This window comes from Pseudomonas morbosilactucae (assembly GCF_023241665.1).
Taxonomy (GTDB): Bacteria; Pseudomonadota; Gammaproteobacteria; order Pseudomonadales; family Pseudomonadaceae; genus Aquipseudomonas; species Aquipseudomonas morbosilactucae.
The window spans coordinates 549,930-573,823 of the sequence record NZ_JALQCX010000011.1 but is presented as its reverse complement, the minus strand read 5'-3'; the positions used below and the strand labels follow the sequence as shown (position 1 = coordinate 573,823).

Below are 23,894 nucleotides of genomic sequence, written 5' to 3'. Positions count from 1 at the left end.
GGTGGCGGAGCCAGTGCGGTCGTAGCCATCTGCAGCGACGGTGGCGGAGCCGGTGCGGTCATAACCGTCAGCAGCGATGGCGGAACCGGTACGGTCGAAACCGTCAGCAGCGAAGGTGTTGGCAGCCAGTACCGAGAGGGTCAGGGCGAGGATCAGTTTGGTTTTCATGGTGGTCACTCCAGATTCGTTAAGGGTTGTGTGCGCTGGGCATGGGTTGAAGAATACGCTGATAAATCTGATTAAAAAGCGCAAATAAATGCTTTAAATAATCGAATTAATCGATTCGTTTGTCGGGTCGCCGTCCACCAGGCACCGCTTTTTTACCTGGAGCACAGGGCGGTCAAGCCTCTGACTGGTTGTGGACCCTTGCAGAATGGGGCTGGCCAATTAACGGGCGATTAATCTGATGGTTACCGCGGAAAAATCGCGATGAACGGTTTTTTCATTTGTCGCTTACCTATTTTTCACCCTGCCGCCCGCAGCCTTGCGCCAGGCCCGGACATTCAAGAGCCGGCCACCTTGAATCCGAGCCTTGGAGCACTTCCCACAATGAATAAACTTCCTCAGATCACCCTGGCGTTCTGGGTCATGAAAATCTGCGCGACGACCTTGGGAGAGACCGCAGGCGACTTGCTGTCGATGACCCTGAACGTCGGTTACGCCCTCAGTTCCATGATCCTCATCAGCGTGTTTGTCCTGACCCTGGTCACCCAGCTGTTTTCCAAGACCTACAACCCGGTGCTGTACTGGATCGTGATCCTGTCCACCAGCACGGCCGGCACCACCATGTCGGACTTTATGGACCGCACCCTGGAGCTGGGCTACGCCACCGGCTCGATGATCCTGATCGCGATTCTGCTGGCGATTTTCGCTGCCTGGCGCCTGAGCGGTGATTCGCTGAACGTGAACAAGATCCAGACCTTGCGGGGCGAGTTGTTCTACTGGATGGCGATCTTGTTCTCCAACACCCTGGGCACCGCGCTGGGGGATTTCCTGGCGGACGATTCGGGCTTGGGTTTTGCCGGCGGGGCACTGCTGATCGGCTCGACCATCGCCGTGGTGGTCCTGCTCAAGTACTTCACCCGAATCTCGTCGGTGCTGTTGTTCTGGGTGGCGTTTGTGTTGACCCGGCCGTTCGGCGCGACCTTGGGCGACTTCCTGACCAAACCCCATGAAAAGGGCGGCCTGGATTTCGGCACCATCGGCTCGTCGGCGGTATTGGCGGGGATTCTGCTGGTGATGATCGTCGGCGCGTCCTGGGCTCAGAACCGCTACTCACGGCAGAACGCCGCCGAACTGTCCTGACCCACACATGAAAAAACGCCCGGGCCTTGCACCCGGGCGTTTTGCTTTCTTCAGTCTGTTTCGATCCGCGAATGCTTGCGGGTGTCCTTCATGGTCACGTAGACCAGCAGCGAACAGGCGATGCAGGCGGTGACGTACCAGTAGTAGCCGGTTTCCATGCCGATGCTCTTGAACCACAGGGCGATGTATTCAGCGGTACCGCCGAAGATCGACACCGTCAGCGCGTAAGGCAGGCCTACGCCCAGGGCGCGGATTTCGGTCGGGAACAGCTCGGCTTTGACCACCGCGTTGATCGAGGTGTAGCCGCTGACAATGATCAGCGCCGCCATGATCAGGAAGAACGCGCCCCACCAGGTCTGGATGGTGTGCAGGGTGGTAAGGATCGGCACGGTGAACAGGGTGCCGAGGATGCCGAAGGCGATCAGGATCGGGCGACGACCGATCTTGTCCGAGAGGGCGCCGATCACCGGTTGCAGGCACATGAACAGGAACAGCGTGGCGGCGGAAATCGTGGTGGAGTCGGAAATGCTCATGCCGACGGTGTTCACCAGGTATTTCTGCATGTAGGTGGTGTAGGTGTAGAACGCCAGGGTGCCGCCCATGGTCAGGCCGACCACCGTCATCAGTTCCTTGGGATGGCGCATCAGGGTGCGCATCAGGCTTTCCTTGGGCTTTTCCTTCTTCTTGGTGAAGGACTCGGTTTCTTCCATGCCGCGACGCAGGTACAGGGCGACCACGGCACACAAGGCACCGATGGCGAACGGAATCCGCCAGCCCCAGGATTGCAGTTCCTCGGTGGTCAGCACGTTCTGCAGCACGATCAGCACCGCCAGGGCGATGAGCTGGCCGGAGATCAGGGTCACGTACTGGAAGCTGGAGAAGAAGCCGCGGCGTTCCTTGGTCGCCATCTCGCTGAGGTAGGTGGCCGAGGTGCCGTATTCACCGCCTACCGACAGGCCCTGCATCAGCCGCGCCAGTACCAGCAGGATCGGGGCGCCGACGCCGATGGTTTCGTAACCCGGGGTCAGGGCGATGATCAGCGAGCCGAAGCACATCAGCAGCACTGAAGCCATCAGCGCGGCCTTGCGCCCTTTACGGTCGGCGTACAGGCCCATCAGCCAGCCACCGATCGGGCGCATCAAAAAGCCCACGGCGAAGATGGCGGCGGTGTTCAGCAACTGGGCGGTGGTGTCGCCCTTGGGGAAGAAGACTTTAGCGAAGTACAGCGAGAAAGCGGCGTAGACGTACCAGTCGTACCACTCGACCATGTTGCCGACCGAACCGCTGAAAATCGATTTCAGGCGACTGGCCGTGGTCTTTTCGGTGGCGGGCGCAGCCGCCGACCCTGCGGGCAGGGTGTTCGAGATATCCATGACGGATCCTTCTATTCATTGTTTTTGTGGAGCGCGCGCAAGCGCAGCCTGTCAGGGCTATAGCAGGACCTGTGCCAGGGGCGGGAAGCCCGGGCTAGAGGGCTTGGGCGAAAACGATGAGCGGAAATCCGCTTATGGGGCGGATTGGGTAGGCGGGAAATTGCCGAAATGAAGGGGCGCAACGGTACACCAAGCGGGTGTGCCAGAGCGGGCGTCGCTGATGGGCATTGCCGGTTCAAGGCCTTTTCGCCGACAAGCCGGCTCCCACAGGTTTTTCCGCGGGGAGTTATTCCTCCTTGAGGAACATCTCCCGGACCAGCCCGTGACGCTGCATCTTTTCATTCAGGGTGCGGCGCGGCAGTTGCAACTCGCTGAGCACGGCCTTGATATCGCCCTTGTGTCGGGCCAGCGCGGCGCGCAGGCACTGGGCCTCAAAGGCTTCCTGCTGGGCGGCCAGGGATTGCCCGGCGTCGATCATCTCGACCTCCGGCTCACCCAGGCCCAGCACCTGGCGTTCAGCGACGTTGGCCAGTTCGCGCACGTTGCCCGGCCAGTCATGGCTGAGCAGGCGGCTCAGTTGTGTGCCGCTCAATGGGCCGGGTTGGCGACCCAGGCGTTGCGCGGCGTCATGGGCGAAGTGTTCGTAGAGCAGGGGAATGTCTTCGCGGCGCTCGCGCAATGGCGGCAGGCGCAATTCAGCAACGTTCAGGCGGTAGGCCAGGTCTTCGCGAAACCGCCCGGCCCGGGCCTCTTCCAGCAAGTCGGGTTTGGTTGCGGCAATGATCCGCAGGTCCACGCGGATGCTCTGGTTGGAGCCCAGGCGTTCGAGTTTCTGCTCCTGCAACACCCGCAGCAGCTTGACCTGCTGGGCCAGGGGCATGCTTTCGATCTCATCGAGGAACAAGGTGCCGCCGTCGGCATACTCCAGCTTGCCGATGCGCTTGCCTTGGGCGCCGGTAAAGGCGCCGCTTTCGTGGCCGAACAGTTCGGCCTCGAACAGTTGCTCGGGAATCGCCGCACAGTTCAGGGCGACGAAAGGCTTGGCCGCCCGTGGGCCGAAATCATGCAGGCAGCGGGCAATCAGCTCCTTGCCGCTGCCGGTCTCGCCACGGATCAGCACATTCACCGGCAGCGCTGCCAGCTCCAGCACCTGGCGGCGCAGGGTCTGCAGGCTGCGGGAAACCCCCAGCAGGGTGGCGTCGATCTTGGCCCGGTTGTCGGCCAGCTCGTGCAAGCGGCGGTTTTCCAGGACCAGGCGACGTTTGTCCAGGGCTCGGCGCAGGCTGCTGAGCAGGGTATCTGGGCTGAAGGGTTTTTCCAGGAAGTCATAGGCACCATCGCGCATGGCTTCCACTGCCATGGGCACGTCGCCGTGACCGGTGAGCAGGATGATCGGCAGGTCGGGGTCGCGTCGTTGGACCTGGGCCAGCAGTTCCAGGCCACTCATGCCCGGCATGCGCACATCGCTGAGGATCACCCCGGGAAAGTCCCCGGGCAGTTGCGCCAGGCATTCTTCGCCGCGGCTGAATAACTGGACCTCGAACCCCGAGAGGCTCAGCCACTGTTCCACTGCGTTGCGAATGCTGCTTTCGTCGTCCACCACCATCACCGAGTTCAACATGGCAGATGGGCCTCCAGGTCGATGGGCAGGCTCAGGGTGAACACCGCACCCTGTTCCAGGTTGGCGGCGCTCAGGCGTCCGCCCAGTTCATGCACGATCGCGTAGGACACCGCCAGGCCCAGCCCCAGGCCGTCGCCCACCGGTTTGGTGGTGAAGAACGGATCGAACACGCTCAGCAGGTTCTCCTCGGCAATCCCGCCGCCGCTGTCGGCCACGCTCAGGTGCCACAGCTGTTCGTCGGCTTCGATGCGGATCACCAGGCGCTTGAGGGGTTTGTCCTGCATGGCATCCAGGGCGTTGCGCAGCAGATTGATCAGCACCTGTTCCAGGCGAATGGCATCGCCACGGACCGAGGAAGGGCGGATCAGGTGCAGTTCGACGTCCACCTGTTCATCTCGCAGACGCGCCTCCAGCAATTGCAGGGACTGGTCCACCACCGCCGCCAGATCCAGGCGCTCACGCAGGCCGCTGGGGCTTTTGCGGGCGAAGGTCTTGAGGTGGCTGGTGAGGGCGGCCATGCGCGTCAGCATATCGTCCAGCGGGCGCAGGGCCTTGTAGGCATCATCGACCCGGCCGTGGTCCAGCAGCAGCCTGAGGGTGGCCAGTTGCATGCGCTGGGTGGTCAGCGGCTGGTTGATTTCATGGGCCAGGGCTGCCGACATCTGCCCCAGCGCGGCGAGCTTGGCCGATTGCACCAGGCCCTCCTGGGCGGTGCGCAGGTCGCGGGTGCGTTCCTGCACCAGTTGTTCAAGTTCTTCGCGGCTGCGCTGGCGCAATTTGGCCAGGCGCCAGCGCTGGCTGAGGAACAGCAGCAGGAACACCAGGGTCAGCCACAGCCCGACCGCAGCGATCCCGGCATTGCGGCTGTCTTCCAGGGCGCCCTGGGGCCTGCGCAGCAGGTGCAGGGTCCAGCCTTCGGCGCTCAGGGGCAGGGACTCCCACAGATAGCTTGCAGTGCCCTCCGGTCCCGCGACCTGGACCAGCCCGCCGTTGTCGTCAAACGCCTGCAGCGTCTGGTGCTCCAGGGGCGCCAGGGGCTGTTTGTGGTATTGGCGAGTGCGGTTGATTTCGGCTAGGTCGTCTGCGGACAGCGGGCGCAAATGGCGGTAGCGCCAGCCTGGCTGGTTGGCGATAAAGATAATGCCGCGGGCATCGCTGACCAGCAGAGTGTCGCTGCCCTGGCTCCATTCCTGCTCCAGCTCCGGAAACTCCAGCTTGACCACCATGGCGCCGAGGAACTCGTCGGCATCGCCTTTCACCGCGCTGGACAGGAAATAGCCCGGAATACCGCTGGTCACGCCCACCGCGTAGAAGCTGCCGCTGCCTTGGCTGCGGGTCTGGCTGAAGTAGGGACGAAAACCATAGTTGTGGCCCACGTAGCTGCTGGGCAGGCGCCAGTTGCTGGCGGCCACGGCCATGCCGCTGTGGTCCATCAATTCCAGGGTGGAAGAGCGGGCGGCACCGTTGATTTTCTCCAGCTTGCGGTTCAGGGCGTCCTGTTGTTCAGGTGCCACCGGGCCCTTGAGGGCCGAACGCAATTCCGGGTCCAGGGCCAGCACCGCGGGCAGGGCCCGATAACGTTCGATCAGGGTGTGCAGGGAGTTGGCGTATAGCGCCAACTGCTCCTTGGCCCGGGCGGCATCGTCCACCAGCGCCTGGCGTTCGGCGTGGCGCATGGCCAGGCTGGCGCTGATCACGGTGCCGGCAACAATCAATAGGGTATAGAGCGTCAGGCGGAGCGGTCGCGAGATCTGGGCCATGAGTCAGGGCAGGCGGCAATGGGGCGGGAACGATAGCATGGAGTGCCGGGCACGGCTTTGGTCGTGGCGGCTTGCGCGTGACTTTAAACGCGCCCATGAAAAAGGCGGCGGGCTGTTCAATGAACAACACCGCCGCCTTGAGGGACAGGCGGAAGGGCTTACTGCACTTCTACTGCCAGGCTTTCACTGATCTTTTTCTGCCAGATCGCAGGACCGGTGATGTGCACCGACTCGCCTTTGCTGTCGACCGCGACAGTGACCGGCATGTCCTTGACCTCGAACTCGTAGATCGCTTCCATGCCCAGTTCGGCGAAGGCCAGGACCTTGGACTTCTTGATCGCCTGGGCCACCAGGTAGGCAGCGCCGCCGACGGCCATCAGGTACACGGCTTTGTTGTCCTTGATCGCGTCGATGGCGGTCGGGCCGCGTTCGGACTTGCCGATCATGCCCAGCAAGCCGGTCTGCTCGAGGATCTGCCGGGTGAACTTGTCCATGCGCGTGGCGGTGGTCGGGCCGGCCGGGCCGACCACTTCGTCGCCCACTGGATCGACCGGGCCGACGTAGTAGATGAAACGGCCTTTGAGATCCACTGGCAGGGTTTCACCCTTATTGAGCATCTCGACCATGCGTTTGTGCGCAGCGTCGCGGCCGGTGAGCATCTTGCCGTTGAGCAACACGGTTTCGCCCGGCTGCCAGCTCTGCACGTCTTCCGGGGTCAGGGTGTCGAGGTTGACGCGGCGCGCCGACGGGCCGGCTTCCCAGACGATTTCCGGGTAGGCGTCGAGGGGCGGCGCTTCCAGTTCGGCAGGGCCGGAACCGTCGAGCACGAAGTGCGCGTGACGGGTGGCGGCGCAGTTGGGGATCATGCACACCGGCAGCGAGGCGGCGTGGGTCGGGTAGTCCATGATCTTCACGTCGAGCACGGTGGTCAGGCCACCCAGGCCCTGGGCGCCGATGCCCAGTTGGTTGACCTTCTCGAACAGCTCCAGGCGCATTTCTTCGATGCGGTTCTGCGGGCCGCGCTTTTTCAGCTCGTGGATATCGATGGATTCCATCAACACTTCCTTGGCCATCACCGCCGCTTTTTCGGCGGTGCCGCCAATGCCGATACCCAGCATGCCCGGTGGGCACCAGCCGGCGCCCATGGTCGGAACGGTCTTGAGCACCCAGTCGACGATCGAGTCGGACGGGTTGAGCATGGCCATTTTCGACTTGTTCTCGGAGCCGCCGCCCTTGGCCGCTACGTCCACTTCCACGGTGTTGCCCGGGACGATGGAGTAGTGGATGACCGCAGGGGTGTTGTCCTTGGTATTTTTACGCGCCCCGGCCGGGTCGGCCAGGATAGAGGCCCGCAGGACGTTTTCCGGCAGGTTATAAGCGCGACGCACGCCTTCGTTGATCATGTCGTCCAGGCTCATGGTCGCTCCATCCCAGCGCACGTCCATGCCCACGCGTACGAACACGGTCACGATGCCGGTGTCCTGGCAGATCGGGCGGTGGCCGGTGGCGCACATGCGCGAGTTGATCAGGATCTGCGCCATGGAGTCACGGGCTGCCGGCGATTCTTCGCGCAGGTAGGCCTCGTGCATCGCCTGGATGAAGTCCACGGGGTGGTAGTAGGAAATGAATTGCAGGGCGTCGGCAACGCTCTGAATCAGGTCATCTTGCTTGATCACGGTCATGAGTCGCGCTCCTCTAAAAGACGGGAACATTTAATAAGGTGACTGCAGCTGGGGTGCATCGGTCGGTTGCAGTCATCTTCTATGGCACGCCGGACATGTAACTGGCGCGACGCTAAAAAGGCGCGGCAGTATAACGCGCCTCGGGGCGCGGCACATCCGCCAGGCGCCAAACGAAAGTCGGGCGGCGAGCGGGCACTGTTCTTGCGTGGATCAGCTGCCAATAGCTGTACAACCGCTGAAAATTTGAATAGTTATTTTTGGGCCACGGCACTAAAGTGGCTAGTGGCCTGTAGGGTAGGAAACTCTTTAAAGCCCCCTTTTGCACGGTGAGTCAACGATTGACCCATAAAGCCATCCAGAGCCTATTGCTCAAGCGCTTTGCTATTGCCGCGGGCACTTATGCGCTGATGTTGCTGCTGCTATGGCTGGCCATTCTTGGTGGCTACTATTCGGCCTCGGCGACTGGCGCGTTGTTCGACACGCTGCTGGTAATCGCCACCCAAGCGGTGTTCCTGTGGCTCTTCCTCAGTGGCCGCAACCTGCGTTTCAACGACCCCAGCCTGACCCAGGCGCAGGTGCTGCTGGGCATCGCCTGGCAGTCCTGGATGATCGCCCATCTCGACGGCGCCCGCGGAACCTTCCTGGTGTTCTACGTCCTGCCGCTGCTGTTCGGTTTGTTTCACTTGTCACGCCGGGCCTTTGTGCGGTGTGCGGCGTTGATCTTCTTCAGCTTCGCCGGCATCAACCTCTGGGACGCCTATCACTTCAAGCTGGCAGATCCGCAACTGGCGGTGCTGCAAGTCTGTGTGCTGTTCGTGATCCTCTTGTGGTTGTGCCTGTACGCCAGCTACGTCCAGGCGTCGCGCTTGCGCATGCGCCAGCGGCGCTTTGCGTTGCAGGCCCACCAGGACACCCTGCGCGGCATGATGCGGCAGTTGGAAGACCTGGTCGCCACTGATGAACTGACTGGCCTCTTCAACCGTCGTCATTTCCTGCGCCTGGCTTCCCGGGAGCTGCATGCCATGGATAACGACCAGGTCCACGGCCTGGCGTTGATCGACCTCGACCATTTCAAACGCATCAACGATATGCATGGCCACGCCGCCGGCGATCAGGTGTTGCAGGCGTTCGCCGGGGTGGCCAGTGCCTGCCTGCGTGATGGCGATGTGCTGGCGCGTTATGGCGGCGAGGAGTTCGTGGTGCTGATCCCCGAATGCAGCGCTGAGCGCCTGACGTCCTGCTGCGAACGCCTGCGCCTGGCCTTTATGGAGGTGCAACTGGTGGGCCTGCGGGTCGACGACCTGAGCCTGTCGGCGGGCATGACCCTGTTGCAGTGCGGTGATGACTTGGACGATGCCCTGCACCGCGCCGACCAGGCGTTGTATCGCGCCAAGCGCGATGGCCGCAATCGCTGCGCAGCGGCTTGGGAAGCAGTCGATGCCTGAGTTGCGCGTGGGGTTACAGCAATGGTCGGTCGCCCTTGGCAGCAACCTGCTGGATGCGCTGAATCAGGCGGGGGTGGCGGTGCCCTACAGTTGCCGAGCCGGCAGTTGCCATGCCTGCCTGGTGCATTGTGTAAAAGGCCTGCCCAGCGACAGCCGCCCGGATGCCTTGAGCGATGAGCAGCGTGCAATGGGCTGGCGCCTGGCCTGCCAGTGCCAGGTGGTCGAGGACTTGCAGGTCGAAGCCTTCGACCCTGCGCGTGACGGTTTACCGGCAACGGTGGTGGCGGCCGATTGGCTGTCGTCCAGCGTCCTGCGCCTGCGCTTGCAGCCGGAACGTCCCTTGCGTTACCAGGCAGGTCAGCACTTGGTGTTGTGGAACGCGGCGAACGTCGCCCGTCCGTATTCCCTGGCCAGCCTGCCCCAGGAAGACCCATTTCTCGAATTCCATCTGGACTGCCGTCACCCCGGTGCGTTCAGTGATGGCGCACGCCATCTCAAGCCGGGGGATGGGCTGCGCCTGGGCGAATTGCGCGGCGGGGCGCTGCACTACGATCCCGACTGGCAGGCGCGCCCGCTCTGGCTGTTGGCGGCAGGCACCGGGCTGGCGCCGTTGTTCGGGGTCTTGCGCGAGGCCTTGCGCCAGGATCACCAAGGCGCCATCCGCGTCATTCACTTGGCCCATGACGCCAGCGAGCACTATCTGGCCAAACCCCTGGCAGCGCTGGCGGCCCAGCGGCAAAACCTCAGTGTCGAGCTACTGACGGCGGCGGAACTGCCGGCAGCGTTGGCCCAGCTGCGGCTTGTTTCGCGGCAAACCCTGGCCTTACTCTGCGGTCACCCCGACAACGTCGACGCCTTCGCCCGACGTTTGTACCTGGCGGGGTTGCCGCGTAATCAACTGCTGGCCGACGTCTTCCTGCCCCGGGGTTGAGTGCGCTGACTGCCCAGAGTGAGATAGCCATGACCGATACCCTGTTGGTGGAGCGCGAGAGCGGGCTGCTGAGCGTTCGCCTGAACCGCCCTGAAAAGAAAAATGCCCTGACCCGGGCCATGTACAGCCGCCTGGCCGAGGTGCTGGAACAGGCCGACGCCGACCCTGACATCAATGCCTTGTTGATCAGCGGCAGCAGCCAATGTTTTACCGCCGGCAACGACATTGCCGACTTCCTCGAACAGCCTCCCAGTGGCCTCGACAGCCCGGTGTTCCACTTTATGCGCAGCCTGTTCGAGTGCCGCAAGCCAGTGGTAGCGGCGGTCGCCGGCCCGGCGGTGGGAATCGGCACCACCTTGTTGCTGCACTGCGATCTGGTTTATGTCAGCGCCGATGCCCGGTTACGCATGCCCTTCGTCAACCTCGGGCTGTGCCCGGAGTTTGGCTCCAGCCTGATTCTTCCGCGCCTGCTGGGCCATGCCAGGGCGGCGCAACTGTTGCTGCTGGGCGAGGCCTTCAGTGGCGAGCAGGCAGCCGCCTGGGGCCTGGCGACCCAACCTTGGCCGATGGCGAGGCGACACTGGCCTGTGCCCATGAGGCCGCCCGGCGTTTCAGCCAACTGCCGCCAACGGCGGTGCAGCTCAGCAAGCAATTGATGAGGGCCGCGGATCGGCAACCCTTGCGCCAGGTGATCGAGGAAGAGGGTCGCTTGTTTTCCCAGCGCTTGCAGACGCCGGAGGCCATTGCGGCGCTCTCGGCATTTCTGGCCAAAGGCTGAAAACCAGCGCCCGCAGCCGCTTTCTTCCGGGCATGAAAAAGCCTCGCTGGCATTCACCAGCGAGGCTTCTTCGTACAGCGCTTAGCCAGTTAAAGCATTGGCTGCTTAAACCATCGGGTCGCCAACGTGCAGGATCTTCATGCCGTTGGTGCCGCCGGTGGTGTGGTAGCTGTCGCCCTTGGTGAGGATGACCCAGTCGCCTTTTTCCACAACGCCGCGCTTGAGCAACTCGTCGATCGCGGCCTGGCTGACTTGCTCGGGTGGCAAGGACGCAGGGTCGAACGGCACGGTGTAGACGCCACGGAACATGGCCGCGCGGGCCTGGGTTTCGCGGTGCGGGGAGTAGGCGTAGATCGGCACCGAGGAACGGATACGCGACATGATCAACGGCGTGTAGCCACTCTCGGTCAGGGCGATGATCGCCTTCACACCGGGGAAGTGGTTGGCGGTGTACATGGCGGCCAGGGCGATGCTCTGGTCGCAGCTTTCGAACACCTTGCCCAGACGGTGGCTGGAGCTTTTGCTGGTCGGGTGCTTTTCGGCACCGACGCAGATACGCGCCATGGCCTGGACCGCTTCCAGCGGGTAGGCACCGGCGGCGCTTTCTGCCGAGAGCATGACGGCGTCGGTGTAGTCGAGCACGGCGTTGGCTACGTCGGAGACTTCAGCGCGGGTCGGCATCGGGTTCTGGATCATCGACTCCATCATCTGGGTCGCAACGATCACCGCTTTGTTGTGACGACGTGCATGCAGAATGATTTTCTTCTGGATGCCCACCAGTTCGGCGTCGCCGATTTCCACACCCAGGTCACCACGAGCAACCATCACCGCGTCGCTGGCCTTGATCAGGCGTCGAGGGTTTCGTCGTCAGCCACGGCTTCGGCACGTTCGATCTTCGCCACCAGCCAGGCGGTGCCGCCGGCTTCGTCGCGCAGTTTGCGAGCGTATTCCATGTCGGCTGCGTCACGGGGGAAGGACACCGCCAGGTAGTCGACTTCCATCTCGGCTGCGAGCTTGATGTCGGCCTTGTCTTTCTCGGTCAGGGCCGGTGCAGTCAGGCCGCCGCCGCGACGGTTGATGCCTTTGTGGTCCGACAGCGGGCCGCCGATGGTCACGACGCAATTCAGTTCGGTGGCAGTGGCGGTTTCGACGCGCATCACCACACGACCGTCGTCCAGCAGCAGTTCGTCGCCCACGCCGCAGTCTTTGACCAGGTCCGGATAGTCGATGCCGACGATGTCCTGGTTGCCTTCGGTCAGCGCATGACTGGTGGAGAAGGTGAACTTGTCACCGATCTTCAGTTCGATACGCTTATTAGCGAATTTGGCGATACGGATTTTCGGGCCTTGCAGGTCACCCAGCAGCGCGACGAAACGCCCGTGCTTGGCGGCGAGGTCGCGAACCAGTTTGGCGCGAGCCTTGTGCTCGTCCGGGGTGCCGTGGGAGAAGTTCAGACGGGCGACATCGAGGCCCGCGAGAATCAACTGTTCCAGAACTTCCGGCGAATTACTGGCCGGGCCAAGGGTGGCGACGATTTTAGTACGACGAACGGACATGCACAGACTCCTGAGTTCAAGCGCAACGAGAGGCTACTATGGTCCGAAGTTGTAGTCATTGTTCGTTTGCACTACTTATTCGTTTGTTTGTTTAAAGCAACAACCTTGAAGATTTTCGCCGATGAGTCGATACACTGCACAAGACAGGAGATACCCCATGCGATTCGTACTCATTGCTGCCCTGGCCGTCAGTGTTGTCGGCTGTACCCGCTGGTCCATGGACCACCATTTGAACAATGCCTACCGCGCCTACGACCGTGGCAATTGCGAAAGCGTGATGCTCGAGCTGAGCCAGGTCGATCGCACCAGTCGCACCCGTGGCTATATCAAGCCGGAAGTGTCGATGTTGCGCGGGCAGTGCCTGGAACGGCAGAAACTCTTCGTCGATGCGGCCCAGACCTACCAATTCATCATTACCCAGTACCCCAGCAGCGAGTACGCTTACCGTGCCCGCGCCCGACTGGAAACCTTGCAGCAGTTGGGTTACTACCCGGCCCGCACAGGTGCCCAGGTAAGACCGACCGCGTTGTAAGGTTGGTCAGCATCACGACGCTGGCCTCGTGGCGGCGTTGAGCTAAGATTTTTCAGATGGGTTTAGAGCCTTTTCTCTAAACACCGCGGCAGGGGTTCCAGCCGCTCAGGCCTTGTGCCGAGCGCACTCCGGTCGCCGGGCCCCGGGAGAATGAGCCTGCGTGCCAGGCCTGTTTCGAAGCACTAGTGCGGTCATGCTTAATGACCTTTCCATAGCGATACCCAGCATGTTCACCGAACGTCGTATCGAGCGGCACCAGTTGCCGTATTTTTTAAAGGTGTTCAACCGCTTCACGGACAAGCCTGTGGGTTACCTGGGCAATGTTTCTGAGGACGGGTTGATGCTGATCAGCCAACTGCCGATGCTGATTGGTGCCGATTTCGATTTGCGCCTGAAAATCCCGTCCACGGATGGCCACCTGCAGATGGTCGATTTCACTGCCTGCTGCCTGTGGTGCCACGAAGACGTCACGCCCCATTCCTACGACGCCGGTTTCAGCCTGTTGCGCAGCCCGCTGGAGTACCTGCAACTGGTGCAGTCGTTGCGTCACTACTTCAGTTTCTATCCGGTGCAGACGTCGGCCTGATCCGTCGTCCGGCTACAGGGTTCCGGCTTTCTTCCAGCTCAGGTAGCGGCTCACCAGTTGCGGCCCCAGTTCGCCGGGACGGGTGTCGAGCAGCGGCACGCCCTGGGCTTGCAGGCGCTCATGCAGTTCCGAGCGGGCATTCAGGTAGTTGAGGGTGCCACAGTAGGCCAGGGCTTCGGGCAGGGTCTGCACTGGAGACTGGCGCAGTTCGTCGAGCACTTCTTCGCGCAGGCTGGCCACCAGCACGCGATGCTGGCGCCCCAGGCGTTTGACTGCCGTGAGCAACTCTTCGTCGTCCTCGTCCCGCAGGTTAGTGACCAGCACCACCAGTGCTCGGCGTTTCTGCCGGGCCAGCAACTCGCTGGCCGCGGCCTGGTAGTCGGCGGGGCGCTGGCTGCTGTCGAGGTCGTAGACACCGTTGAGCAGTACGTTGAGTTGCGCTGCCCCTTTGACCGGGGCCAGGTAGCGCGGCTGGGCACCGGCAAAGGTGCTCAGGCCCACGGCATCGCCCTGGCGCAACGCCACATAGCTGAGCAGCAGGCAGGCGTTGAGGGCGTGGTCGAAGTGCGCCAGCTCGCCGTCCTGGCTGCGCATGCGCCGGCCGCAATCGAGCATGAAAATGATTTGCTGGTCCCGTTCGTCCTGGTATTCCCGGGCAATCGGCGTGCGTTGCCGGGCCGTGGCTTTCCAGTCGATCTGCCGCAGGCTGTCGCCCTCGCGAAACTCCCGCAACTGATTGAACTCCAGACCCAGGCCCCGGCGTTGCAACTGACGCACCCCAAGCTGGCTGATCCAGTTGTCCACCGCTTGCAGTTGGCCGCCGTAGAGGCGGGCGAAGTCCGGGTAGACGCGGGTGCTGTCGGCCACTGCCAGCAGGCGTTTGGCTGACCACAGGCCGAGGGGGCTGGGCAGGTTGATTTCGCAGTGCAGGAAGCTGAAATGGCCGCGCTTGAGGGGGCGCACCCGGTAGCTGAGCTGGCTGCCCTGGCCCGGTTCCAGTACCACGCGCTGTGGCAGGTGCTCGAAGCTCAGGCCATTGGGCGCGTGGTCAAACACCTCGATCACCAGAGGCTGGTCAGCGCTGGGCAGCAGCTCCAGGCGCACCTCGCTCCAACGCCCCAACGGCAGGCTGCCGGGCAGTTGTCGGCGCAGTTGCGGCGAGGGCAGGCGGTGCAGGCGCAGGGCGTCCAGCAGCGCCAGGATCAGCAGCGCCAGCAGCAGGGCCCAGGCGATCGACTGCAGGCTGTCGGGCACGGCCAGCCCCAGGGCCCGGGTTGCCCCCAGCACGATGTCCAGCAGGGCCAGGCTGGCGAGCCAGATCAGGAGCAGGCGCGAGGGTTTCATGGCTGTGACCGATTCATAGGCGAGGCGCGGCAATCTGTTCGAGTAGTTGAGTGAGCACGTGCTCCACCGACAGGCCTTCAATGTCCAGTTCCGGGGCGATGCGCACCCGATGGCGCAACACCGCCATGGCACAGCCCTTGATGTCATCGGGGATGACAAACTCGCCGCCGCGCAACAGTGCTCGGGCGCGGGCGCCACGCACCAGGGCGATGGACGCGCGCGGCCCGGCACCGAGGGCCAGGCCGGGCCAACTGCGGGTGGCCCGAGCCAGGCGCACGGCGTAGTCGAGCACTTGATCGTCCAGCGGCAGCTCACTGGCAATGCGTTGCAGGGCCAGCACGTCCTTGGCTTGCAGCACGGTGCGCAAGGGCTGCACGTCGAGCATGTCGGCACGGGTGGAGCGCGCCACTTGGCGCACCATGCTCAGCTCTTGCTCGGCATCGGGGTAATCCATGCGCAGCTTGAGCATGAAGCGGTCGAGTTCGGCCTCCGGCAGCGGGTAGGTGCCTTCCTGTTCGATGGGGTTCTGGGTGGCCAGGACCATGAACGGCTGGGCAATCGGCAAGGCCTGGCCTTCCAGGGTCACTTGGCGTTCCTGCATGGCTTCCAGCAGCGCCGCCTGGGTTTTGGCCGGTGCCCGGTTGATCTCGTCGGCCAGCAACAGGTTGGTGAACAGTGGGCCTTTGCGCAGCTTGAATTGCTCGGTCTGCAAGTCGTAGACCGCGTGGCCGGTGACATCGCTGGGCATCAAGTCAGGGGTGAACTGGATCCGCGCGAAGTCGCCACCGAAGCACCGGGCCAAAGCCCGCACCAGCAGGGTCTTGCCCAGGCCCGGGACGCCTTCGAGCAGCACATGGCCGCCGGCGATCAGCGCCGTGAGCACGTCGTCGATGACCGCGTCCTGGCCGATCAGCGCCTTGCGCAATTCCACGCGCAGGGCCTGGGCCAACTGGCTGGCTTGCAGGCGTTGGGACGTGGCCGCATCTTGCGGGGTGGCCGGTTCGCTGGCGGTCACGGAATCGTCTGGAAATTCGCTCATAGGGCATTCCTGAGGGTTTGCAACTGGGTCACCCGCTGGCTGAAGTCAGCGCTGGACAGACGCTGTCCCGGCTGCTGCAGCGCTTGGCTGACGACGTCGAGGGGTTGCTGGGTCAGGCGGGCCAGGGCCTGCCACTGTTCTGTCTGGGGCAGGTGCTCAAAGCCGGGGTGGCGCCGGCGGGCCCGGCGCTGGATGTCCAGGTGCAGGGCCTGCAACAGGGCGGGTTGGCCACTGTGGCGCAGGAGGAAATCGGCACTGGCCTGCAGGTGTTCGCGCAACTGGCGACGTGCCTTGGCCGGTGGTGCCTGCAACGGGCCTTGGCGCACCGCTGCCTGCCACACCCACAGGCCGGCCAGCACCGCGAGGGCTACCAGGGCCTGGGGAAAGTAGCGCAGCAAGAGTTGCCAGAGGTTGTCGTGGTCGGTGTTGAACAGCAGGGTCACGGCGGTATCGGCATTCAGGTACCAGAGCAGCCAGGCATTGTCATAGCGCCCGATGTGCTGGTTTTTCCAGATGTCGGCATCGGTCAGCACGGTCACTGATCCCTGGCCATAATCGAGCCGCATCAGGTGGGTCGCCACCCCGCTGTTGGCCCAGGACTGGGCGAGGTTGTCCGGGTCCTCAAGATGGAAGGCGGTGTCAAAGCCGATGTAAGCCGGGGCCTTTTCATCTTCCAGATAAAGCTTGGTCAACCTCGGGTAGGCGTCCTGGTCTTTCGCTTGCGGCGGCCCGGTCATCTCCTCGCTCATGGACTGCTGCAGCCCCAGGCGATCGAGCAGCAGGTCCCCGCTCTCGCCGCTTTCCTCATCCCACAGGGCCTCGGCGACCATAAGCAAGTGGCCGCCAGCCTTGGCCCAGTCCAGGAGCTGATCGACCTGGCGCGAGGTCATGTTCGAACGCTCGCCCAGCAGGAGCAGACTGTGCTGCTCGGGGGGCAAGCTGGCCAGCCGATCCAGGCCGTTGGCGTGCTCCACCTGCAGCCCGCGTTGACGCAGAAACAGCTCAGCGGCCAGGTACGGGTTGGCCTGGGCTTCAGGGGAGGGGCCGTGATCGATGATTTCCTGATAGGGCGTGGCATTCAGGTAAAGGTAATAACCCAGGGCCCCCAGCAGTGTGCACAAGAGCAAGGACAAGAGGATCAGCAGTGGACGCCTCATGGCTTCGCTCCCGGTCCGAACAGCGCGCGCCAACCGTCGCAAAGCTGTTGTTGCACTTGGGCGTCAGGCACCCGGTGACCGTAGGCCAGGTTGAGCCAATGGTGCGTCAGTTGCGTGCTGAAGGCTTGCAGGGCGGGTTGTTGCAGGCGCTCGATCCGCTCCAGTACCTGGCCTTCGGTGTCGGCGGCCTTGAGGGGCAATTGCAGGTCGTGGAGCAGGCGGCTGAGCAGCGCGCGATAGAGCAGGCCGAGGGCTTCCCGGGGGTGTTCGGACCAGAGCTCGGCGGCACGCGCGGCAACATCCTCGGGCAGGCTTTCGTTGCTGACTTGCAGGCCGAACAGCTGGGTCGGCGCGGCAGGCACCACTGGGCGCCGTTGCGTCGGGCGGCGGCTGACAAAGGCGCGCAGCCAGTCGCTGTAGCGCCAGATCAGCCAGGCGACGGCCGCCACTAGCAGGGCCCAGAGCAGGATCTTCAGGGCCTGTGCGATGCCGGCGAAGCGTTCAGGCGAGACGCTGTCCAGCAAGTCCTTGAGCCAATCCTTGGACGCGGCGTCTTTTTGCTCCGCGGTTTTTGCCGGCGGTTCGTCGCCGAAGCGATAGCGCGTGACCGACTCCGGGTTTTTGAACGGTGGCTGCTCGAGGATGGCCTTGATGCTGTCCTTGGAGGCCTGGCTGGTCAGGGCTTGCCCCAGCAGACGCGGACTTTTCGGCCCTGGCACCGGCTCGGCGGCCCAAACCGTCGACACGGGGGACAACAGGATCAGCCCGCACACCAGCCATAGGCCGGCGATCCCGGCGAGGCGCTGGCGCAGGCGGCGGAACACCAGTTCGATGTCCCAGGCCTCCAGCTCGGTGCGCCGATTGAGGTAAAGGCTGAAGCCACAGGCCACGTAAATCGGTTCCCAGACAATCAGCACCAGCGCATAAAAAGCGTTGGTCAGGTGTTCCAGCCACAGCCAGTCCTGCTCGCTGGCGGTGATCAACTCCTGCCAGCTCCAGTCCAACTCGATCTGTTGTGGCAGCAGTAGGTAGAACAGCGCCATGAGTCCCATCCACAGCGCACATTCCAGGCACATGCCGATCAAGGTCAGCCAGCGCGCCGCGCCGGGTTGCTGCTGTAGCAGGACCCCCAGGCGTTGTTGCCGGGCCTCGCCCGCCAGACCTTCAAGTTGCACCACCGGCATCGTGAAGCTACGGCTCATGCTCAGGCGTCGCCAGGTCAGGCTGGCGAGCAGTTGCGGCTTGAGCAACCGCGGCCATTGGCGCACGGCCTGGCGCAGGCTGGGCGCCTCTCCGAACAGGGCCTTGGACAGAATGAACAGCGGCAAACGCTCGAAGGCCGGCTTGAGCCACCAGAACAGCAGCAGGGCCACCGAGGGCGATTCCCAGAACAGCAGGCTGAGTAGCATGAACACCGGCAGACTGATCAGCGCCCAACTGCCCATTAGCAGGCCGCGATGACGCTGGTTCAGGAGCACGCCCAGGTCCATGGCTTCCCAGGTATTGCGCGGGCGGATCACTACGCTGGCATCACTCAGGCGCATGGGGTTCTCGTCCGGCGTAGATCAGGTACAGCCCCACCAGGGTCCAAAGCCCGGCGCCCACCAAGTATTTGATCCAGGGCGCCGGCCAGGTCAGCGACGACCAATAGGCTTCGATAAAGGCCGCGATCAGCAGGAACACAATGACCCCGCCCACCAATTGCACGCTTTTGCGCGCGGCGCGCAGCAGGGCTTCACCCCGGGTCAGGCGCCCGGGGGCGATCAGCGCCCAGCCCAGTTTCAGCCCGGCGGCGCCAGACAGCACGATGGCCGTGAGCTCAAAGGCGCCGTGGCCGATGACGAAGGGCCAGAACACCGGGCCTGAGCCGATTTGGGTCAGGTGGCCGGCGATGGCGCCGATCATCAGGCCGTTGAAAAACAGGAAAAACACGCTGCCCACGCCCAGCAGCAAACCGCTGGCGAAGGTCTGAAAGGCGATGCCGATGTTGTGCATGATGTAGTAGCCGAACATCACCCAGTCGTCGCTGGCGGCCCGTTCGGCGGCGCGGCCCAGGCGCCCTGAGGTGGGGTCGTACATGCTCTGCATCTCGGCCACTTGCTGGGTGCTGACCACGCTGTAGATCAGGTCCGGGAACAGGTACATCAGCAGGCCGATGCCCAGCAGGCTGCCGAAGAACAGCAGGCTGGCGGTCAGCACAAAGCGCCACTGCTCGCGCACCAGGCGCGGAAAGCCAGCGAGCATGAACCCCAGGACGTGGGCGCTCAGGGGGCTGCGTTGCCGGTACAACTGCTGATGGCCGCGCAAGGCCAGTTGTTGCAGAGGGTCGATCAGGTAGCTGCTGTAACCCCGTTCCTGGGCCAGGGCCAGGTGTTGGCACAGGCGCCGGTAGGCCCGTGGGAAACCCTGGCAGTCCTCGGGTTTGGCCTTGCCGCGTTCCAGCAGGTCCAGTTGTTCCCTCAGGCGCTGCCATTCGGGTTGATGACGGCTTTCAAACAGGCTCTGTTTCATGTTGGCCCCAGGAAGCCACGGGCGATTCCGTTGAGTTCGGCAGGGGCTTGGGCGGCGGGCACTTGCAGTGGTTCGGCGAGAATCTGCGCCAGCTCCACGGTACGCTCGCGGGACAGTTGCCCCTGGCGCTCGGCGAAGCTGAGGATCGCCCGCTGTTCGTTCAGATGCAGGGGGAAGGGCGCATGCCGGGCCTGGGCTTCGGGCAGCGGTGGGCGCTGCACCGCCTGTTCGCGGTAGATCACCAGGGTGCCGGCCGCCAGGTCGCCAAGGCGCTTGAAATTCGGGTGCTGCAGGCAACTGAGGGCACCGAGGAAATAGCCGAACGGCAGCATGTCGGCAAAGCGCAGCAGGTTGCGGGTCAGCGAGGCGGCCCAGCCAATCGGCGTGCCGTCGTCCTGCACCACCCTGAGGCCCATCATCTGTTTGCCGGGGGAGCGGCCCTGGTTCAGCACTTCGAACAGCACCATGTACCACCAACTGATCAGGAACAGCAGGATCGAGCCCAGGCCGGTGCCGATCTTGTCGAAGAACCCCAGGAGCAAAAACAGCAGGCCAAGGATCAGCCCGCGAATGCCCAGGTCCAGGGCAAACGCGAGGGCGCGCACCATCAGCCCGGCCGGACGCAGCGGCAGGTCGATGCCTTCCGGCGTTTCGACCTGATACCGCGTATCCAGTGGCGGGTGCAGCGTTGCATTCCCTGGCAGTGCTGTCGTCTCGAGCATGGGCAACGTAATGGCTGGCCTGGTTGAGAAAAAATCCAGCGCCGATGCTAGCAGCCTCAGAGGGGCAAACGACATCAATAACTTCGCGCTGTCTGCACCGGGCGGCTGATTGACGGCAACATGGCTGGCCCTGGCGGCGCCTGAGCGCCTAGACTTTGCCGGTCTTCAGTTCAGGAACGCACCGTGACTTCCATCTTCTGGTACGACTACGAAACCACTGGCATCAATCCGCGTTGCGATCGACCGCTGCAAGTGGCTGGCATTCGCACCGACTTCGACCTCAACGAGATTGGCGAGCCGGTCAACCTCTACTGCCAGCCCAGCGACGACATCCTGCCGCACCCAGCGGCCTGCGTGATCACCGGGATTACCCCGACCCGTCTGGCCAAGCAGGGATTGAGCGAAGCCGACTTCATGACCCGGGTCCACGCCCAGTTGGCGCACCCGGGCACCTGTGGCGCGGGTTACAACACTCTGCGTTTCGACGATGAGATGACCCGCTACAGCCTCTACCGCAACTTTTTCGACCCCTACGCCCGCGAGTGGCAGGGCGGCAACAGCCGCTGGGACTTGATCGACGTGGTGCGTGCCGCCTATGCGTTGCGCCCCCAGGGCCTGGTCTGGCCCGAGGAAGAGGGCCAGGTAACCCTCAAGCTGGAGCGCCTGACCGCGGCCAACGGCATCGATCATGGCCAGGCCCACGATGCCCTGTCCGATGTGCGCGCCACCATCGCCCTGGCGCGGCTGATCCGCGAGAAGCAGCCGAAGCTCTATGACTGGCTGTTCCAGTTGCGCAGCAAACAGAAGGTCATGGACCAGATCCGCCTGTTGCAGCCGATGGTGCATATCTCCGGTCGGTTCTCTGCGGCGCGGCATTATGTGGGGGTGGTTTTGCCCCTGGCCTGGCACCCACGCAATCGCAATGCCTTGATTGTCTGCGATCTGCATCTGGATCCCCAGGGGTTGCTGGACCAGCATGCCGAGGCCTTGCGTCAGCGTTTATATACCCGACGCGAGGAACTGGCTGACGGCGAACTGCCGGTGCCGCTCAAACTAATTCATATCAATCGTTGCCCTGTGGTTGCGCCGTTGAATGTATTGCGTGAGCAAGATCAGCAACGATTGCACTTGGACATGGCGCTTTATCAGGACCGGGCCCTGCGTCTGAGCGAGGCTCGGGAAGTTTGGCAAGATAAACTTCAGGCCATCTACGCCACGGAAGATTTTGCCGGCAGCGAAGATCCGGAGCAGCAGTTATACGACGGTTTTATTGGCGACCGTGATCGACGCCTGTGTGAACAAGTGCGCCAGGCAGAACCTGATCAATTGCGCCAGTCTCAATGGCCTTTCGATGATCCACGTTTGCCTGAATTACTGTTCCGTTACCGCGCTCGTAACTTCCCAGGGACATTGAGTGACGAAGAGCAAGAGCGCTGGAAGGCATTTTGCCAGCAGCGATTGCTCGATCCCCAATACGGTGCACCCAATACCCTGGAAAGTTTTAACCAGGCATCTTCGCAGTGGGCTTCAAGTGCGACTGACAGCCAGCGTCAGGTGCTGGATGAGTGGGACAACTACGCCCGCTCACTCAGCCAGCGCCTGGGGCTTTGAACGGTCTTTGTGGCTGAACGCCAGGCATAAAAAAACGCCAGCTGGCTGGCGTTTTTTCTGCGATCACTGGACCGCGGGTGACGCTGTCGAGGCTTAGTCCAGCAGGGTTGCCCAGCCTTCAACGACGTCACCGCCCCACTTGGCTTTCCACTCTTTCAGAGTCTTGTGGTTGCCACCTTTGGTTTCAATCACTTCGCCATTGTGCGGGTTCTTGTATTGCTTAACTTTACGAGCGCGTTTGGTGCCGGTGGTTTTTACCGGAGCGCGTGGCGCTTTAACTTTGGAGTCCGGATCCAGCAGGGCGATGATGTCGCGCAGGGATTTGGAATACTCGCCCATCAGGGTGCGCAGTTTGCCTTCGAATTCCAGCTCGGTTTTCAATTTGTCGTCTTGCGACAGATTCTTCAGGCGGGCTTGCAGCTCTTTGATAGCTTCTTCTGTGGCGCGGTATTCGTTGATCAGGGACATGGATGGCTACCTTATTGGGCGCAGGGTGACTGAAACATAATGGGCAATAATAGTCAGGCGGTTTCAGCAAGTAAACATTTAACAGCGTTTTTATTTGCCACATTTAGAGTGTTTAGGCGTAAACGCAGATCGAAATTTAATAGTCGGGTGCATTCCGAACAGATAATCAAGCATTAGTTGTCCACTATTTATAAGTGGCTTTATGTGCCCTCGAAAGGGGTGCACGCCACGGCGGATAAAGCCTGGGTGTGAAGGAGGCGCTTGCAATCGGACGCAATGAATACTGCAGATTCTTCGCGTAATGGCTAGAATGGCGGCCTTTGCGAAGTTCTGGAGTTTCCCCCTCATGCGCACTTTCCGGTTGGTGATTTCTTGCCCTGACCGCGTTGGCATCGTTGCCAAAGTCAGTAACTTTCTGGCCTCCCACAACGGTTGGATCACCGAAGCGAGCCACCACTCGGACAACCTCAGTGGTTGGTTCTTCATGCGCCACGAGATTCGTGCCGATTCGTTGCCGTTCGGTCTGGAAGCGTTTCGCGAGGCCTTCGCGCCGATTGCCGAAGAGTTTTCGATGGATTGGCGTATTACCGACACCGCCGAGAAAAAACGCGTGGTGTTGATGGCCAGCCGCGAATCCCATTGCCTGGCCGACTTGTTGCACCGTTGGCACAGCGATGAACTGGATTGCGAAATTTCCTGTGTGATTTCCAACCACAACGATCTGCGCAGCATGGTTGAGTGGCACGGTATTCCGTACTACCACGTGCCGGTCAATCCACAGGACAAAGAGCCGGCGTTCGCCGAAGTCTCGCGCCTGGTCAAGCAGCACGATGCTGAGGTGGTGGTCCTGGCCCGCTACATGCAAATTCTGCCGCCGGAACTGTGCAGCGAGTACGCGCACAAGGTCATCAACATCCACCACAGCTTCCTGCCGTCGTTCGTCGGTGCCAAGCCTTATCACCAAGCATCGTTGCGCGGCGTGAAGTTGATTGGCGCCACTTGCCACTACGTCACGGAAGAGCTGGATGCCGGCCCGATCATCGAGCAGGACGTGGTGCGTGTCAGCCACAGCGACAGCATCGAGGACATGGTGCGTTTTGGCCGTGACGTCGAGAAGATGGTGCTGGCTCGCGGCCTGCGTTATCACCTGGAAGACCGAGTGCTGGTACACGGCAACAAGACCGTAGTGTTCTGATTGAAGGTGTTCTGATTGAAAAAAACCAGGAGCGGGGTTCAATATCCCGTTCCTGGTTTTTTACGTCACGAGGTCAGCCCTATGACCGATCCATTGGATAAAGCCACTTCCCAGGCCCCGGCCACCCTCGGCGAGGGCTGCCTGAGCCGTTACGATCCGGATGAGCTGAATGCTGACGACGGCACCGAGTTTCCTGGCGCCGCCGAGTTGTGGGAGCAGTTGCAGCAAGAGCCCCCGCCAGTAGGAGCCGGCTTGCCGCCGAAAGGGCCCTGAGGCCC

The 23,894-nt window shown here is 62.6% G+C and carries 19 protein-coding genes and 2 pseudogenes; 9 read left to right on the top strand and 12 right to left on the bottom strand.

Features of this window, described 5'->3' with window-relative positions:
• Nucleotides 1–549 precede the first annotated feature (549 nt).
• Nucleotides 550–1,305, top strand: coding sequence for a COG4705 family protein (locus M1B35_RS09275; RefSeq protein WP_268261738.1), 756 nt, complete (start codon nt 550–552; stop codon nt 1,303–1,305).
• A 50-nt stretch (nt 1,306–1,355) separates the two neighbouring features.
• Here the strand turns inward: M1B35_RS09275 and M1B35_RS09270 are convergent, their stop codons facing one another.
• The 4 genes from M1B35_RS09270 to M1B35_RS09255 form a co-directional block, all read right to left on the bottom strand.
• Nucleotides 1,356–2,678: an MFS transporter gene (locus tag M1B35_RS09270; protein ID WP_123328624.1), complete on the bottom strand. Its 1,323-nt coding sequence runs from the start codon at nt 2,676–2,678 to the stop codon at nt 1,356–1,358.
• Nucleotides 2,679–2,964: 286 nt separating this feature from the next.
• Nucleotides 2,965–4,299 carry a sigma-54-dependent transcriptional regulator gene (locus M1B35_RS09265; protein WP_123328623.1) on the bottom strand — a complete coding sequence of 445 codons (1,335 nt, stop codon included), beginning with the start codon at nt 4,297–4,299 and terminating at the stop codon, nt 2,965–2,967.
• Nucleotides 4,293–6,059, bottom strand: a complete 1,767-nt coding sequence (locus tag M1B35_RS09260) for an ATP-binding protein (RefSeq protein WP_268261737.1) — start codon at nt 6,057–6,059, stop codon at nt 4,293–4,295. The genes M1B35_RS09265 and M1B35_RS09260 overlap by 7 nt, the downstream gene beginning before the upstream one ends.
• Before the next feature lie 158 nt (nt 6,060–6,217).
• Entirely contained in the window at nt 6,218–7,741 is a 1,524-nt protein-coding gene (locus M1B35_RS09255; protein ID WP_123328621.1) for a fumarate hydratase, read from the bottom strand.
• Between the two features lie 338 nt (nt 7,742–8,079).
• On the opposite strand from M1B35_RS09255, the gene M1B35_RS09250 reads away from it, so the two are divergent.
• From M1B35_RS09250 to M1B35_RS09240, 3 genes and pseudogenes are all read left to right on the top strand, one after another.
• Entirely contained in the window at nt 8,080–9,186 is a 1,107-nt protein-coding gene (locus M1B35_RS09250) for a GGDEF domain-containing protein (protein ID WP_268261736.1), read from the top strand.
• Nucleotides 9,179–10,117: an iron-sulfur-binding ferredoxin reductase gene (locus M1B35_RS09245; protein ID WP_268261735.1), complete on the top strand. Its 939-nt coding sequence runs from the start codon at nt 9,179–9,181 to the stop codon at nt 10,115–10,117. Before M1B35_RS09250 ends, M1B35_RS09245 begins: the two co-directional genes overlap by 8 nt.
• Nucleotides 10,118–10,146: 29 nt before the next feature.
• Nucleotides 10,147–10,895: pseudogene (locus tag M1B35_RS09240) on the top strand (enoyl-CoA hydratase-related protein).
• A gap of 105 nt (nt 10,896–11,000) precedes the next feature.
• Here the strand turns inward: M1B35_RS09240 and pyk are convergent.
• Nucleotides 11,001–12,451 (bottom strand): annotated as a pseudogene (pyk, locus tag M1B35_RS09235) (pyruvate kinase).
• Nucleotides 12,452–12,608: 157 nt separating this feature from the next.
• Here pyk and M1B35_RS09230 point away from each other — a divergent pair.
• Both M1B35_RS09230 and M1B35_RS09225 read left to right on the top strand, forming a co-directional pair.
• Entirely contained in the window at nt 12,609–12,983 is a 375-nt protein-coding gene (locus tag M1B35_RS09230) for a tetratricopeptide repeat protein (protein WP_123328616.1), read from the top strand.
• A gap of 226 nt (nt 12,984–13,209) precedes the next feature.
• Entirely contained in the window at nt 13,210–13,569 is a 360-nt protein-coding gene (locus M1B35_RS09225) for a PilZ domain-containing protein (RefSeq protein ID WP_123328615.1), read from the top strand.
• 12 nt (nt 13,570–13,581) lie between these two features.
• Here M1B35_RS09225 and M1B35_RS09220 read toward each other — a convergent pair whose 3' ends face one another.
• The 6 genes from M1B35_RS09220 to M1B35_RS09195 are packed head-to-tail and all read right to left on the bottom strand — an operon-like array spanning nt 13,582 to nt 20,342.
• On the bottom strand, nt 13,582–14,913 hold the full coding sequence (locus M1B35_RS09220) for a DUF58 domain-containing protein (RefSeq protein WP_268261734.1): 1,332 nt from the start codon (nt 14,911–14,913) through the stop codon (nt 13,582–13,584).
• Between the two features lie 13 nt (nt 14,914–14,926).
• A complete protein-coding gene (locus tag M1B35_RS09215) occupies nt 14,927–15,952 on the bottom strand; it encodes an AAA family ATPase (protein ID WP_268261733.1) in 1,026 nt (341 codons plus the stop codon).
• The gene (locus tag M1B35_RS09210) at nt 15,949–17,109 is read right to left on the bottom strand and encodes a DUF4350 domain-containing protein (RefSeq protein ID WP_123328613.1); all 1,161 of its coding nucleotides are present in this window, start codon (nt 17,107–17,109) and stop codon (nt 15,949–15,951) included. Before M1B35_RS09210 ends, M1B35_RS09215 begins: the two co-directional genes overlap by 4 nt.
• Entirely contained in the window at nt 17,106–18,653 is a 1,548-nt protein-coding gene (locus tag M1B35_RS09205) for a DUF4129 domain-containing protein (protein ID WP_268261732.1), read from the bottom strand. The genes M1B35_RS09210 and M1B35_RS09205 overlap by 4 nt, the downstream gene beginning before the upstream one ends.
• Nucleotides 18,640–19,620, bottom strand: a complete 981-nt coding sequence (locus M1B35_RS09200) for a stage II sporulation protein M (RefSeq protein ID WP_123328815.1) — start codon at nt 19,618–19,620, stop codon at nt 18,640–18,642. The genes M1B35_RS09205 and M1B35_RS09200 overlap by 14 nt, the downstream gene beginning before the upstream one ends.
• Nucleotides 19,617–20,342 (bottom strand): RDD family protein, encoded by a 726-nt coding sequence (locus tag M1B35_RS09195; RefSeq protein ID WP_268261731.1) that lies wholly within the window; start codon nt 20,340–20,342, stop codon nt 19,617–19,619. The genes M1B35_RS09200 and M1B35_RS09195 overlap by 4 nt, the downstream gene beginning before the upstream one ends.
• A 183-nt stretch (nt 20,343–20,525) precedes the next feature.
• Between M1B35_RS09195 and sbcB the strand changes: the two genes are divergently transcribed.
• Nucleotides 20,526–21,953 carry an exodeoxyribonuclease I gene (gene sbcB / locus M1B35_RS09190; protein ID WP_268261730.1) on the top strand — a complete coding sequence of 476 codons (1,428 nt, stop codon included), beginning with the start codon at nt 20,526–20,528 and terminating at the stop codon, nt 21,951–21,953.
• 93 nt (nt 21,954–22,046) lie between these two features.
• Here sbcB and mvaT read toward each other — a convergent pair whose 3' ends face one another.
• The gene (gene mvaT / locus M1B35_RS09185) at nt 22,047–22,421 is read right to left on the bottom strand and encodes a histone-like nucleoid-structuring protein MvaT (protein ID WP_123328609.1); all 375 of its coding nucleotides are present in this window, start codon (nt 22,419–22,421) and stop codon (nt 22,047–22,049) included.
• Between the two features lie 346 nt (nt 22,422–22,767).
• On the opposite strand from mvaT, the gene purU reads away from it, so the two are divergent.
• Both purU and M1B35_RS09175 read left to right on the top strand, forming a co-directional pair.
• A complete protein-coding gene (gene purU / locus M1B35_RS09180) occupies nt 22,768–23,616 on the top strand; it encodes a formyltetrahydrofolate deformylase (protein ID WP_123328607.1) in 849 nt (282 codons plus the stop codon).
• 81 nt (nt 23,617–23,697) lie between these two features.
• Nucleotides 23,698–23,889: a hypothetical protein gene (locus M1B35_RS09175; RefSeq protein ID WP_123328606.1), complete on the top strand. Its 192-nt coding sequence runs from the start codon at nt 23,698–23,700 to the stop codon at nt 23,887–23,889.
• Nucleotides 23,890–23,894: the final 5 nt, after the last annotated feature.

Bases quoted from the DNA above. Each gene is read 5' to 3' on its own strand.
- M1B35_RS09225 (WP_123328615.1), top strand. From the start codon at position 13,210: ATGTTCACCGAACGTCGTATCGAGCGGCACCAGTTGCCGTATTTTTTA.
- M1B35_RS09265 (WP_123328623.1), bottom strand. From the start codon at position 4,299: ATGTTGAACTCGGTGATGGTGGTGGACGACGAAAGCAGCATTCGCAAC.
- M1B35_RS09220 (WP_268261734.1), bottom strand. From the start codon at position 14,913: ATGAAACCCTCGCGCCTGCTCCTGATCTGGCTCGCCAGCCTGGCCCTG.
- M1B35_RS09195 (WP_268261731.1), bottom strand. From the start codon at position 20,342: ATGCTCGAGACGACAGCACTGCCAGGGAATGCAACGCTGCACCCGCCA.
- mvaT (WP_123328609.1), bottom strand. From the start codon at position 22,421: ATGTCCCTGATCAACGAATACCGCGCCACAGAAGAAGCTATCAAAGAG.
- M1B35_RS09175 (WP_123328606.1), top strand. From the start codon at position 23,698: ATGACCGATCCATTGGATAAAGCCACTTCCCAGGCCCCGGCCACCCTC.
- M1B35_RS09215 (WP_268261733.1), bottom strand. From the start codon at position 15,952: ATGAGCGAATTTCCAGACGATTCCGTGACCGCCAGCGAACCGGCCACC.
- M1B35_RS09205 (WP_268261732.1), bottom strand. From the start codon at position 18,653: ATGCGCCTGAGTGATGCCAGCGTAGTGATCCGCCCGCGCAATACCTGG.
- M1B35_RS09260 (WP_268261737.1), bottom strand. From the start codon at position 6,059: ATGGCCCAGATCTCGCGACCGCTCCGCCTGACGCTCTATACCCTATTG.
- M1B35_RS09270 (WP_123328624.1), bottom strand. From the start codon at position 2,678: ATGGATATCTCGAACACCCTGCCCGCAGGGTCGGCGGCTGCGCCCGCC.
- M1B35_RS09275 (WP_268261738.1), top strand. From the start codon at position 550: ATGAATAAACTTCCTCAGATCACCCTGGCGTTCTGGGTCATGAAAATC.
- purU (WP_123328607.1), top strand. From the start codon at position 22,768: ATGCGCACTTTCCGGTTGGTGATTTCTTGCCCTGACCGCGTTGGCATC.
- M1B35_RS09255 (WP_123328621.1), bottom strand. From the start codon at position 7,741: ATGACCGTGATCAAGCAAGATGACCTGATTCAGAGCGTTGCCGACGCC.
- M1B35_RS09245 (WP_268261735.1), top strand. From the start codon at position 9,179: ATGCCTGAGTTGCGCGTGGGGTTACAGCAATGGTCGGTCGCCCTTGGC.
- M1B35_RS09230 (WP_123328616.1), top strand. From the start codon at position 12,609: ATGCGATTCGTACTCATTGCTGCCCTGGCCGTCAGTGTTGTCGGCTGT.
- M1B35_RS09200 (WP_123328815.1), bottom strand. From the start codon at position 19,620: ATGAAACAGAGCCTGTTTGAAAGCCGTCATCAACCCGAATGGCAGCGC.
- M1B35_RS09210 (WP_123328613.1), bottom strand. From the start codon at position 17,109: ATGAGGCGTCCACTGCTGATCCTCTTGTCCTTGCTCTTGTGCACACTG.